Source organism: Escherichia sp. GZ89 (assembly GCF_019366485.1).
Taxonomy (GTDB): Bacteria; Pseudomonadota; Gammaproteobacteria; order Enterobacterales; family Enterobacteriaceae; genus Escherichia; species Escherichia fergusonii.
The window spans coordinates 266,577-279,266 of record NZ_JAEOHX010000003.1 but is presented as its reverse complement, the minus strand read 5'-3'; the positions used below and the strand labels follow the sequence as shown (position 1 = coordinate 279,266).

Here is a 12,690-nt window from a genome sequence, read left to right as displayed (position 1 = left end):
TGGTTTTACTAAAGGACACCCTATGAAAACCTCTCTGTTTAAAAGCCTTTACTTTCAGGTCCTGACAGCGATAGCCATTGGTATTCTCCTTGGCCATTTCTATCCTGAAATAGGCGAGCAAATGAAACCGCTTGGCGACGGCTTCGTTAAGCTCATCAAGATGATCATCGCTCCTGTCATCTTTTGTACTGTGGTAACCGGTATTGCAGGCATGGAAAGCATGAAGGCGGTTGGCCGTACCGGTGCCGTTGCACTGCTTTACTTTGAGATTGTCAGTACCATCGCGCTGATTATTGGTCTTATCATCGTTAACGTCGTGCAACCTGGTGCCGGAATGAACGTCGATCCGGCAACGCTTGATGCGAAAGCGGTAGCGGTTTACGCCGATCAGGCGAAAGATCAGGGCATTGTCGCCTTTATTATGGATGTCATCCCGGCGAGCGTCATTGGCGCATTTGCCAGCGGTAACATTCTGCAGGTGCTGCTGTTTGCCGTACTGTTTGGTTTTGCGCTTCACCGTCTGGGCAGCAAAGGCCAACTGATTTTTAACGTTATCGAAAGTTTCTCGCAGGTCATTTTCGGCATCATCAATATGATCATGCGTCTGGCACCTATTGGTGCGTTCGGGGCAATGGCGTTTACTATCGGTAAATACGGCGTCGGCACACTGATGCAACTGGGGCAGCTGATTATCTGCTTCTACATCACCTGTATCCTGTTTGTGGTGCTGGTATTAGGTTCAATCGCCAAAGCGACCGGTTTCAGTATCTTCAAATTTATCCGCTACATCCGTGAAGAACTGCTAATTGTACTGGGGACTTCTTCTTCCGAGTCGGCGCTGCCGCGTATGCTCGATAAGATGGAGAAACTTGGCTGCCGGAAATCGGTGGTGGGGCTGGTCATCCCGACAGGCTACTCGTTTAACCTTGATGGCACATCGATATACCTGACAATGGCGGCGGTGTTTATCGCCCAGGCCACTAACAGTCAGATGGATATCGTCCACCAAATCACGCTATTAATTGTGTTGTTGCTCTCTTCCAAAGGGGCTGCCGGGGTAACGGGCAGTGGCTTTATCGTGCTGGCGGCGACGCTCTCTGCGGTGGGCCATTTGCCGGTAGCGGGTCTGGCGCTAATTCTTGGTATCGACCGCTTCATGTCAGAAGCTCGTGCGCTGACTAACCTGGTCGGTAACGGCGTAGCAACCATCGTTGTTGCGAAGTGGGTGAAAGAACTGGACCACAAAAAACTGGACGATGTGCTGAATAATCGTGCGCCGGATGGCAAAACGCACGAATTATCCTCTTAATCTCACCACTTATGCCCGCATTCCCTTCCACGAGTGCGGGTGTTTGCGCATAATTGACCCCTGTGCCCGAATTCACCTCCTGGGAGAATTCGGGTTTATTTCACTTCTTCCGTGACATTTTCATGTTCTTGCGGTCTAACACGAAGTGTTTTTAACGTCATATTCAGGCTGACCACATCCGGCCAGTCTTTTATTACCAGGAATGTTGATCAGGGGTTCACATGCAGGGCACAAAAATTCGACTTTTAGCGGGCGGTTTGCTGGTGATGGCCACTGCTGGCTATGTGCAGGCAGATGCGCTCCAGCCTGACCCGGCATGGCAACAGGGGACGCTCTCTAATGGTTTACAGTGGCAAGTGTTAGCCACGCCCCAGCGACCAAGTGACCGCATTGAGGTCCGTCTGCTGGTAAATACCGGTTCGCTCGCCGAAAGTACCCAACAGAGCGGTTATAGCCATGCCATTCCACGTATTGCGCTGACACAAAATGGCGGTCTTGAAACCGCACAGGCCCGTTCATTGTGGCAGCAGGGGGTTGATCCTAAACGCCCCATGCCGCCGGTAATCGTCTCATACGATTCCACGCTGTTTAATCTTAGTCTGCCAAATAATCGCAACGACTTACTGAAAGAAGCGTTGTCGTATCTGGCGAATATCTCTGGCAACTTAAAAGTGACGCCCGAAACGGTGGCACATGCACTGCAAAGCCAGGATATGGTGGCAACCTGGCCGTTGGATACCAAAGAAGGTTGGTGGCGCTATCGGCTTAAAGGATCAACGCTGTTAGGGCATGATCCGGCAGATCCGCTGAAACAGCCGGTTGATGCAGAGAAAATTCATGAGTTCTACCAAAAGTGGTACACCCCGGATGCGATGACGCTCATTGTGGTGGGGAATGTTGATGCGCGTTCTGTCGCGGAGCAAATCAACAAGACATTTGGCGAACTGAAAGGTAAACGTCAAACCCCAGCTCCTGTACCGACTCTTTCCCCTCTGCGGGCAGAAGCGGTCAGTATTATGACCAATGCTGTACGCGATGACCGGTTGTCGATCATGTGGGATAACCCATGGCAGCCGATCCGTGAGTCTTCGGCCCTACAGCGTTACTGGCGTGCGGATCTCGCCCGTGAAGCGCTGTTCTGGCATGTTCAGCAAATGCTGAGCAAAAACAACAGTAAAGATATCGGACTCGGCTTTGACTGTCGGGTGCTTTACCTTCGCGCCCAGTGTGCAATCAATATTGAATCGCCCAATGATAAACTGAATGCGAATCTGAACACGGTTGCCCGCGAACTGGCAAAAGTACGCGACAATGGTCTGCCAGAAGAGGAATTTAATGCGCTGGTGGCGCAGAAGAAACTTGAACTGCAGAAGCTGTTTGCTACTTATGCGCGTGCTGATACCGACATTTTAATGAGTCAGCGGATGCGTTCGCTGCAAAACCAGGTGGTGGATATCGCGCCGGAGCAGTATCAGAAACTGCGCCAGGATTTCCTTAATAGCCTGACTGTTGAAATGTTGAATCAGGATCTGCGTCAGCAGCTCTCCCGAGAAATGGCATTGATTCTGTTGCAACCTAAAGGTGAGCCGGAATACAACATGAAGGAGCTGCAAGCGACGTGGGATCAAATTATGGCACCGAAACCAGCAGCCGCTCCCGCCGCTGTTGAGACAGATGACGTGCATCCGGAAGTTTCAGATATTCCGCCAGCACAGTAATAACAAGCCCGGTAGCATTTTCCCATGCTACCGGGTTTAATGGTAATTAATCAGTTAGCGTTATATACCCTCTCATATTTTTACGGGCACAGCGGTAGCGTGCGGCTAATCATAAATAATTCGCATAAACTCAGCACAAAGTGAGTTATGTGATTTATTTGCTGAATACAATATAAAGGTACTGGTCTTCGCGACTGTTGCAGAAGTTAAGTGTACTACAGTAAATTTTTAATAAGCCTATTATGAAAATATACTTATTAAGCATATTGTTCATATCACTCTGGACTCCGGTATATATCAAGTAACGCGTTCTGTATTTCTAAAAAAGAGAAAATATATGACCCTAAATGATAAATTTCATAAAAGCGCATTCTTATTAAAATAAACAGAAAAAAGCGGAAAATAAACTGATACAAATTGATAAGGAAGGAAGTTATGATCTAATAGAAGGAGATAAAATAACCATTAATTACGATGATTATATTCATCAGGCTCGGAAAAAATTCCCAGCATTACATAAAAAATTTATTCTTTATCGACAACAGCAATGTAGTTTCGTGTCCTTGAGACTTGGTACTGCGCCTGGCAACGATCATGCGATCGCTCGTCTTCACTGCCTGATCAATAGGAATTTCACACAAGTAAAATGATATATCAGGATTATAAAGAAAATGAAAAAACAAAACTACGTTATGAACCATAGGAATAATGTGGAAAGGTCAGTGTATATCGATGAATTAAACAAACTCATTTCTATTATAGAGTCTAAGAAATTGGTCGTTAAAGGATGTACTATTGATCAGATACAACAATTAGAGAATAAATACGGGGAATTACCGCTATTTTATAAAATATTTTTATCTTTACTTGGTGAAAGCGCTGGTAATTTTAAATAAGGTACAGATATCTTATTTAAAGACATTGATGATATAAATGAATGCACAATTGAATTGATGCAAGATAATAATATTGATGTTCCTTATAGTATGTTCTCGTTTTTATTGCATCAGGGCTATTCAGCATTGTTTTTTATTGAAAAAGATGATGATCCTTATGTATATTGTTATACCGAAGGTCGCGAAATAGAGAAAACTAAATTTGTTTTTAGTGAATATGTGTTGGCTGAAATAGATTTATATAAAAAATATCAGTGCGATATTTAATTATACTATAAATTAAGTATCTTAGATTGTGAGGTAACCTTCCATGACTTCGAAAAGGGTCAAAAGCGGCTACATCTCTGTACTGGAAGAGGCGGCTCGTAATGCAACGCGCATAGCATTCAAAGAAGTTTTGGCAAATGGCAAGACATGGCTTAATGCAGTTCAGATTAAAAATCTCACTTTGGGTACTATTATTAAAATAATGTCTGTATTTTCTTTCTCTATCTTGCAAGAGAGAAACCTGCTGACGGTTTAATAGTATCTAGAGCCGTAATTGATCGTTATTGTGCAAAGTTGCTTAACGAAGTGGATATGTTTTTACCACCGGTTGATTCATCCTACCCACGGCTTCAGGGACTTCTTTTATGATCAAAGTTTCAAACTTCCAGAATCAGCCATGTATTATTGTGAAGTTTATTTTATGGGTGCAGGAAAATTACGAGCATAATGTTAGTTGCAATAACAATACATTATCAACCAGCATAGTGATTGATTTTGAAAATGATAACTATATTGCCAGGTTTACCGTTTGGGATGATTTAAGTTGTATGTCAGAGGTTATATGCGTTGAAACGGGTGACTATAAATTAAATCAGCGAAATGAATTCTATACTTATGATTCACTAATGGTGATGTTTAATAATTTTATGGAGCACATAAAATAACTTGTACTAAGCAATAAAACTCTATTTATGATTACATATATAATTCATACTTAATTAATAAGAGAGAACATATGTATCGTGCAAAGGTTGTTTGGCTTACAGAAAAAGAAGGTGGTAGAAGGAGCGCTCCTCCCATCGGTAGATACTATTCCGTCTCCAGATTTCCAGATGAGCAAACTGACTGGCAAAATAATGCATGGAGTGTTGTTTTTGAATTGGAAAAACCTAATGTAACCGATGGATGTATCGTTTCAATGGGTGGCGTTCAGTTCCTTTTCGATACCGCCCCTGAAGAATGGATGACAAAATACGAGGGGTTCGAGATTTACGAAGTACCAAGAAAAGTCGCGGATGTATTTTTGGTTAAAAATTAATTTCATTTAATGATATCTTCTTGTGAGTTTAAATGATGCTTGACGTTTCTTATTTTTCAGACAAATGTGGTTGTGAACCGTCTATCCAGTTAAAAGATAAAACTATCAGTATGCTTGATGATGCTTTTATCTACTTGCGATCAAAGACAGGCGTATATATCGACTGTTATGGTAAAACCATTCTTTATCCTGAACATCAAAAAATAGTAATAGATTATCTTCGCGATAATAATAATGAAGAATTTGTTAAATTTATTAGATTTCTTTTGACTGCAAGCAAAAATCATGAAGTTGTTATTTTTGATGGTGATTAGTTCTCATTGGGTTATTGAAAGTATTTTCTGATAAACAGAGTGTGAAATGATAATCGAACTCAATACTTCAGACCTTAACAAAGCGATAAACAACCTTTTCCCATTTATTAGTCATGGTTTAACCGTGCCATATAAAAAAGGTCTTTCTGTAGAATCTATGGAGAGCATACTGGTAAATAACAATTATACCTTGAATTATTATACATTAAAAAATACGTTTGAAGACGATTTTTCTTATGACCATCATGCTGGGTTGATATTTATCCAAGAACTTTTCTTTCAGAAAGTAGCTTCACCATCAGATATTCTTTTTTTTACACCAACTATAGATACCCATATGAGAGTCAGAGGATTTATTATTCCATCTGATAAGTTACTTCATTTTTTACTCCATGAAAGTTGCGCATATTATAAATTTGGACTGGATATTACCGATAATGATCTTTACTTCTATCATTATGCTGAGAAAAAGTTTTATGGCGTGGAGCATAGTTGCCCTCCCTGGTGGGTATCGGTTTGACAAATTTTTAGTATGATGGGGAAAATAGAGAACATATCATTGCAATATTTACTCTGACCGAAAACATTTCCCTTCCTAAATTAAACGGCACAACAAGTGGTTATTCGCCACATAATAAGTCCGTCTATTGTACTAAATAAGGCGCGTTTATGTTCAGAATCTCTGCCATGGACAGAGACAATCTTACACCATTCCTTGCCAGGTGTTGGCTGTTGTAAGCTTGCCCAATGGGTAATTTTATTCCATAATGTGAAAACTACTTTTTTACACGAAATTGAGCGTTGTAATAATTTTTTCCGCGACAACGTATTTTTTGTTATAAATGGAAAGATTTCCGCACGGTGATTTTAATAAAATAAGTTTCTGAAAATGAAAACATTTAATTTTATCTGATAATGGTAAATTTATGCGTAAGATAAAATCTTATGGCTCATGGGGAAATAGTGTTTATCTCTATGAACCACATGATGATATAAACCATCTTAATGAATTAATGCGAAAAAATGGTGTCAAGGGAATAGTACTGTCATTAGCAGTAAATGATTTGGCAGTACTGACTAAATTAGATTTTCTCGAGGAAATACACATACCAAGTAATAATGTAAAAGATATTGAATTATTATACTCGTTCAATAAACTGCAACGCCTGCATCTATTAAATGATGATACCATAAGGATAGATTTATCCAATCTCCCACAACTTGAGGAAGCTGTGTTAATTAGGCGTAACGGTGTGGATAATATTTTTAATCATAATAGTTTGAAAAAAATTTTATTACTTGATTTTAAAGAAAAAAAAGAACATGAAGTATGTAGTTCAGTTCTGCAATCAATAGAGTTCAAAAATAGTAATATTCCGGCACTGCCTGCATTAGGTTTTATTGAGTCATTAAAAGAAATTATAATTTCAGGATTGACAAGGACAACTGATACAAAATTTTTAAAAGAACTAATTAATATTGAAAGAATTTCGATATCGGCATGCAAAAAATTAGAAGATTCATTAATCTCTGAGATAAGTCAACTGGCAACAATAAAAAGACTTGGTTTATCAAAGATGGGAGATATTTCAGGTATATCGTCATTAATTAATCTCAAAAATTTAGAACGATTAAATATTACTGAAAATACAAAAATAGTTGATGGTAAAATAAGTTTTTTACGCAACATGGGAAAGTTAAATTATCTTAACATACAAGGATATAACCATTACGATAGTAATGTCTGGACATTGATGGCAGATATCAGGAATAAAAACAATCTATCCTCTAAATTATTCGAGTAGAGTTTGCACGATTTTCCAGACCTGATAAAGTGTTTTAATTGGGCCCACATCCGGCATAAAAAAAGCGCACTTTGTCTACAATCCTGGCACCTTACAATTTCATCTCTTTATTACCGCAGTAAAAACAGGTTCTGGACAATCTTGACCAAAACTGGCAGCCCATGGAAATGCTTTTCCATTCTGCACATAGCGTTGCCAGAGCACATGGTTTAATGCCGGGTCGCGAAATTTTATCCAGCTGTTAGCATTACATAATATTGCGGCCCAGGATTGAGTTTTTGGATGCAATAAATCAGCGGCTTTTTCTGCCCACGCTACGGCCTGCCAGCGGTAATGCAAAAAATGCTCATCAGCGGTGGGGATGGCATGGTGAATACGTTGTTTTTCTTTACGACTTATCCACTGATCGTTATTGCTGTATTCAAAGGGTTCTGAATACTGCCCACTGGTAATGGCATAATCGGGATACATTTCATAAGCCACTAATTCGATACCACTGAAGCGCAAAAGCCGCGCAGCTTCGTATTGCGCCTGGGCGCGTTGCTTATCAGGGATGTTTTTATTTTTTGCTATCGCCATTAAATCAGCCAGTTTTTGTGCGGCCTGGCGATAATTGGGAATATCAAACCAATTGATGGCCTGCTGGTACTGGCCATGACGAATTAATCGTCTCCCTAATAGCGCACGTAATTTAACATCCGTTGGAACGATATCTGGCGAAAGATAATAACCGTCATTGTTATTATTTAAATCTACAGGTTTTAAAGGGTGCTGAGGTACCGGTACGTTTTTTTCAACAAATGCCTGTAACTCCGGCAAGGTCAAAACGTTTTCTGCAACCCAGGCTAAATCGGCCCAAAAGAGATCTTTGGCCTGGTAAAACAATGCGGTGGCCTGAAGATAATCATCGCGTTTTAATGCCAAAATCGCCTTCTCACTGGCAATACGGCAGGATGGGATAATAACTTTATCTCCATGATAATAAGGACTTTCCGGGTCCATACTTCCCCACACTTCATCGGTCGGGAACAGCGGGGCTGCGCGAGCATAGTGACGCGTTGCCAGTGGAATATCTCCGGCTCGTAATGCCATTTTTGCTTTTAACCATTCGCTTAATCCACTTTCTGGCGAATCCTGCAACAGCGTTTGTGCTAACAAATAATTTCCTGCCCGATACGCCAGTGCTGCCAGGCGATCGCTATAACTAAATCCTTTAACTCTGTGTTGACTTAGCAACTTAATTAAACGGTCGCGATGCGTTGGACAGGTATAATCTACAAGGTCTTCAGTACAGGCTTCGCTAACATACCCCCAGTCATGACGAATAAAGAGCTCTGCGATTACCAGTTGCTGAACCAGAGGATCATGAATAACCGACTCCAGCAGTGGTAAATTTTTCTCCCTGGTTAGATATAGCGAAATCATCCGTAGCGACGCTTTCCCGGAGGGCGAACCCTGGGCCGCTTGCCGGGCATACATTTTTACTGCCGCAACGACATCACCTTTTTTCAGATAATAATGCCCAATCTGACCGAGACTGGCGAGAGAGAGCAATTCAGGATCGGCTGCTCCATTACGTACTTCTTCAATGATTTGCTGATAACGCTGTATGGCCTGTTCAGCAAGTTGCTGATTAAAGCCGCCTTTATTGATTATAAGATCGAGCTCGTCGTCAGAGGCATCAAATCCCCCCCTTGCCAGACTATATAGCGCAGCAAGACGCCATTCTCCTTGCTCTGTTTTCGGCAAGGCTAATAATTGCTGAAAGTATGGGCTATCGTATTTTCCCTGATGGAAATCCTTAGCTCCTGAATAATAAAGTTCCAGAGCCCGATTTTGCACAGGAGGTTCAGCATCATTATCTGTCTGCGTTGCCTCTTCAGGCGTATTTTCTTGCCATACTGGTAAACCAGGATCGCGTTTAACCAACTGTTGTACTTCAAAGACAAAACTGCCATTTGGCATTTCCAGCAGTGCGCTATTGCGGTCAGTTAACAGATGATTGGGAATAAATGGTCCACAGGCATTAACGTTGGCGTTAATTAGCGAGAGAAATACAACAACGGAAAGCCGCGATATTTTAGGGGATAACATTGACTCTCCTTGTAAATTTGGGGTGCATCGCGCCCATCCCAGCGCACTGCTTTCACCAGCACGCAACTGCCTGGTACTGATGCGAATAAAACGTAACGAGGATGCGTTGGTTTGTGCCTGATAATGGCCTGCGCCATCAGCATATGTGCATTGAGCAGCAGGTAGCTCGATCTGTTGTGGCAATGGCGCGTCAATATCACCATTGTTTTTAATGGCCAAATCAATAAGTTGCTTGTCAGTCTGTGGCGAAATTATCAAAGACCAGCGCGGCGTCAGAGGTTTATGGTGAATAACGGCATCCAGGGTTGACAGGGACCAGGAACGGCGATCATTTGCCAGCGGGAGGCGGAACCAGATAAATCCCAGTAACCCTGAGGGCGGTTTTTGCTCCAGCTGTTGGGTAAAATCAGCCAACGTTTGTGGCGCCACACTCAGCTCCAGCAACTCTTGTGCGATATACAGTGGGGCTTCGCTTTCAATACGGTTATCGCGCGTCAGCGCAGAACCGTAAGCGGGCAGAGCGATGTAAAAAGGATGGGGAGAAATACGTGCATATTGCGTGCTCCAGCGCTCAGCCAGTTTACTGTCGAATAATCCCTGTTGCGGCGATAACACTGTATGCACCTGCAAAACAGAAATATCGGCGTTAGCCAGAAGCGAAGACAAATGTGGTGAATTCAGCCAGTCAGGTAATGCAGTAATACTGAGTTTTAATTCCGCGGGAAGATTCTGGCGCAATGTTCTTAGCAACTGTTGGTATTCCACCAATTTTGCCGTTGGCGCATCGTAATCAATTTCAATGCCAGCCAGCTTAATACCCGCCTCTTTCCACTCATTCATTGTTCGTACAATGTTCTGCACAACATTTTGTTGATTAACATGGGAGAGCTGACTGTCCAGTCGTGCAACCAGCCAGACGGGGCGACCCTCTTGTTTTATAAGTGTTTTATTAACGGCTGTGTAGCGTATACCTTCCTGAGGGTGAACTTGCAGCCCCAGAATGCGTAATGTTGAGAACAGATTACGGCTCTGTTTTAGTGCATCCTCATGTTGCGCGGTCCACAAACGCTGCCAGATATAGACTTGTTGATCGAGGGGGCGTGTTTTTTGCGGCATAAGCCGGGTCAGCAGCCCATATCCAGAGCCGATAAAAACGATGAGTGAAATGGCAAAAATCCATTTGCGAGAGGGCATTTGAACCCGCAATTCATGTGATCAATAACAGAAAGTATAATGCGGAACTATTTAGCGGAGAAATTATTCCATTAATATCTCCGCTATGATTGATGCGTTGTTTACTGAGGCATGGCTTCGCGAGGAATAATCGCCCCGCGATACTGAATAACGGTGCTGGCAGTCTGATGTCCGCGTTTTGCAGCGTCTTCAGCGTTGCCGCCTGTCAGGCGAACAGAGAGATAGCCTGCGCTAAAAGAGTCACCCGCTGCGGTGGTGTCAATGACCTTCTCTTTCGGCAGTTTCACCGCCGGAACGTCAATCAACGCTTCGCCAACAATAGAAACCAGGCAGGAGTCCGCACCGCGTTTCACAACCACTTCTTTCACGCCAGCTTTATGCGTTCTGGCAATCACGTCTTCAACCGGTTTGTTACCCCAGAGCGCATCTTCATCATCCAGAGTCAGGAAGGCGATGTCAGTACATTCCAGCATTTGCTGATAGACCTGTTGCGTCTCTTCTTTGCTGGCCCAAAGGCGCGGACGGTAGTTATTGTCGAAAATAACTTTGCCACCGTTGGCGCGGCATTCACGCAGTAGAGTCAGCAATTTCTCGCGACTCACCGGACTTAAAATCGCAAGGCTGATACCGCTCAGGTAGAGATAGTCAAATTTTGCCAGTTGCTGGCAAATGGCGGCAGATTGCTCGCTTTCCAGCCAGAATTTTGCCGCAGCTTCGTTGCGCCAGTAGTAGAAGGTGCGTTCGCCGGTGCTGTCGGTTTCGATGTAATAAAGACCCGGCAGGCGGTTTTCCATACGCTGGATCAGTGAAGTATCGACGTTTTCACCCTGCCATGAGGTCAGCATCTGCTCACTGAAACTGTCAGTGCCAAGTGCGGTGACATAGTGTACGGACAAATCCGAGGCCTTAACCTGACGAGCGATATAAACAGACGTATTCAGAGTGTCACCACCAAAACCACGGTGTACATCAGTGCCTTTCTCGGAAAGCTCAATCATGCATTCGCCAATGACGGCAATTTTTTTAGACATAGTTGTGCAACCTGCTCAGAAGAAAATTAGCGCTAGTGTGCGCTGCGGTAGGGGGATGGTCAACAATATTAAAACGCTGTTTTATTATTTTTTTGAACCAGTACAGATTCTGCAATGAATTCACTGATAACGGTGAGTAAAGTTCCGGACATGCGCGCCGATAACCATTGTTGGGTTCAGGCGCAAATACTTAATCACGGGACATTTGATGAAGCAGGTTATTCAGAAACTCAGCATCCCTGATACAAACATTGAAAGCTTACAGGAACGGCGCTTTTGGCTGCAATGTGAACGCGCTTATACCTGGCAACCTATCTACCATGTTCATGGGCGACTAATGGCTGTTGAGCTACTGACGGTAGTCACACATCCTGATAATCCAGATTTACGTATTGCCCCGGATCGGTATTTTGCAGAAGTTGCCGTCCGTCACCGCGTAGATGTCATAAAGGAACAGTTGCAAGCACTGGAACAAAAAGCGTCGTTTTTTCAAAAGAACGATCTGCTGGCCTCGGTGAATGTAGACGGCCCGACACTGCTGGCACTTCGCCAGCATCCAGAAATACTGGCATTTATGGAGCGTCATCCCTGGCTACGCTTTGAACTTGTTGAACATATCCGTCTGCCGAAAGAGGCCTCGCTGGCATCCCTCTGTGAGTTTGGCCCATTGTGGCTGGACGACTTTGGTACAGGAATGGCGAATTTCTCAGCCCTGAGCGAAGTACGTTATGACTACATCAAAGTGGCGCGGGAGCTGTTTATCATGCTGCGCCAGACCACCGAAGGGCGCAATTTGTTTAACATGTTGTTGCATCTGATGAATCGCTACTGTCGCGGTGTGATCGTCGAAGGTATCGAGACGCAGGAAGAGTGGCAAGACGTTCAGCGTTCACCGGCCTGTGCTGCACAGGGTTATTTTCTTTCACGCCCCGCCCCGCTGGATACACTGGAAGACGCCATCCTGTCGCTGTAGCTGCCTCATTTTATGCCTGGCTGGTCTATCTTTAGGACTGGCAAGGAATT

Annotated in this window: 11 protein-coding genes; 9 read left to right on the top strand and 2 right to left on the bottom strand. The window is 43.3% G+C overall.

All coding sequences use genetic code 11. From position 1 onward, the window contains the following. Positions 1 to 22: 22 nt before the first annotated feature. From dctA to K0335_RS07665, 8 genes are all read left to right on the top strand, one after another. Complete coding sequence (gene dctA, locus K0335_RS07700; protein ID WP_219393782.1) at positions 23 to 1,309, top strand: C4-dicarboxylate transporter DctC; 1,287 nt, start codon at positions 23 to 25, stop codon at positions 1,307 to 1,309. A 221-nt stretch (positions 1,310 to 1,530) separates the two neighbouring features. Further along, complete coding sequence (locus tag K0335_RS07695; protein ID WP_001163170.1) at positions 1,531 to 3,027, top strand: pitrilysin family protein; 1,497 nt, start codon at positions 1,531 to 1,533, stop codon at positions 3,025 to 3,027. 671 nt (positions 3,028 to 3,698) lie between these two features. Then, positions 3,699 to 3,923, top strand: coding sequence for a hypothetical protein (locus K0335_RS22465; RefSeq protein WP_231825791.1), 225 nt, complete (start codon positions 3,699 to 3,701; stop codon positions 3,921 to 3,923). A gap of 310 nt (positions 3,924 to 4,233) precedes the next feature. Beyond that, the gene (locus K0335_RS07685; RefSeq protein WP_104920199.1) at positions 4,234 to 4,446 is read left to right on the top strand and encodes a hypothetical protein; all 213 of its coding nucleotides are present in this window, start codon (positions 4,234 to 4,236) and stop codon (positions 4,444 to 4,446) included. Positions 4,447 to 4,926: 480 nt separating this feature from the next. Then, positions 4,927 to 5,229, top strand: coding sequence for a hypothetical protein (locus K0335_RS07680; protein WP_123059577.1), 303 nt, complete (start codon positions 4,927 to 4,929; stop codon positions 5,227 to 5,229). A gap of 32 nt (positions 5,230 to 5,261) precedes the next feature. Further along, positions 5,262 to 5,543, top strand: coding sequence for a hypothetical protein (locus K0335_RS07675; protein ID WP_223685632.1), 282 nt, complete (start codon positions 5,262 to 5,264; stop codon positions 5,541 to 5,543). A 46-nt stretch (positions 5,544 to 5,589) separates the two neighbouring features. After that, entirely contained in the window at positions 5,590 to 6,063 is a 474-nt protein-coding gene (locus tag K0335_RS07670) for a hypothetical protein (protein ID WP_160193748.1), read from the top strand. Positions 6,064 to 6,469: 406 nt separating this feature from the next. Beyond that, positions 6,470 to 7,348, top strand: a complete 879-nt coding sequence (locus K0335_RS07665) for a hypothetical protein (protein WP_219393781.1) — start codon at positions 6,470 to 6,472, stop codon at positions 7,346 to 7,348. 99 nt (positions 7,349 to 7,447) lie between these two features. On the opposite strand, the gene K0335_RS22460 is transcribed toward K0335_RS07665, so the two are convergent. Further along, a complete protein-coding gene (locus K0335_RS22460; protein WP_231825789.1) occupies positions 7,448 to 10,636 on the bottom strand; it encodes a DUF3142 domain-containing protein in 3,189 nt (1,062 codons plus the stop codon). Between the two features lie 101 nt (positions 10,637 to 10,737). Next, complete coding sequence (locus K0335_RS07650; protein ID WP_000037569.1) at positions 10,738 to 11,667, bottom strand: sugar kinase; 930 nt, start codon at positions 11,665 to 11,667, stop codon at positions 10,738 to 10,740. Positions 11,668 to 11,872: 205 nt separating this feature from the next. Here K0335_RS07650 and pdeH point away from each other — a divergent pair, with 205 nt between their 5' ends. Continuing rightward, positions 11,873 to 12,640: a cyclic-guanylate-specific phosphodiesterase gene (gene pdeH, locus K0335_RS07645; RefSeq protein WP_000977657.1), complete on the top strand. Its 768-nt coding sequence runs from the start codon at positions 11,873 to 11,875 to the stop codon at positions 12,638 to 12,640. Positions 12,641 to 12,690 lie beyond the last annotated feature (50 nt).

What these genes read in the sequence shown, in the direction of transcription:
- K0335_RS07680 (WP_123059577.1), top strand. Translation starts at nt 4,927, where the DNA reads ATGTATCGTGCAAAGGTTGTTTGGCTTACAGAAAAAGAAGGTGGTAGA.
- K0335_RS22460 (WP_231825789.1), bottom strand. Translation starts at nt 10,636, where the DNA reads ATGCCCTCTCGCAAATGGATTTTTGCCATTTCACTCATCGTTTTTATC.
- dctA (WP_219393782.1), top strand. Translation starts at nt 23, where the DNA reads ATGAAAACCTCTCTGTTTAAAAGCCTTTACTTTCAGGTCCTGACAGCG.
- K0335_RS07695 (WP_001163170.1), top strand. Translation starts at nt 1,531, where the DNA reads ATGCAGGGCACAAAAATTCGACTTTTAGCGGGCGGTTTGCTGGTGATG.
- K0335_RS07670 (WP_160193748.1), top strand. Translation starts at nt 5,590, where the DNA reads ATGATAATCGAACTCAATACTTCAGACCTTAACAAAGCGATAAACAAC.
- K0335_RS07665 (WP_219393781.1), top strand. Translation starts at nt 6,470, where the DNA reads ATGCGTAAGATAAAATCTTATGGCTCATGGGGAAATAGTGTTTATCTC.
- K0335_RS07650 (WP_000037569.1), bottom strand. Translation starts at nt 11,667, where the DNA reads ATGTCTAAAAAAATTGCCGTCATTGGCGAATGCATGATTGAGCTTTCC.
- K0335_RS07685 (WP_104920199.1), top strand. Translation starts at nt 4,234, where the DNA reads ATGACTTCGAAAAGGGTCAAAAGCGGCTACATCTCTGTACTGGAAGAG.
- K0335_RS07675 (WP_223685632.1), top strand. Translation starts at nt 5,262, where the DNA reads ATGATGCTTGACGTTTCTTATTTTTCAGACAAATGTGGTTGTGAACCG.
- K0335_RS22465 (WP_231825791.1), top strand. Translation starts at nt 3,699, where the DNA reads ATGAAAAAACAAAACTACGTTATGAACCATAGGAATAATGTGGAAAGG.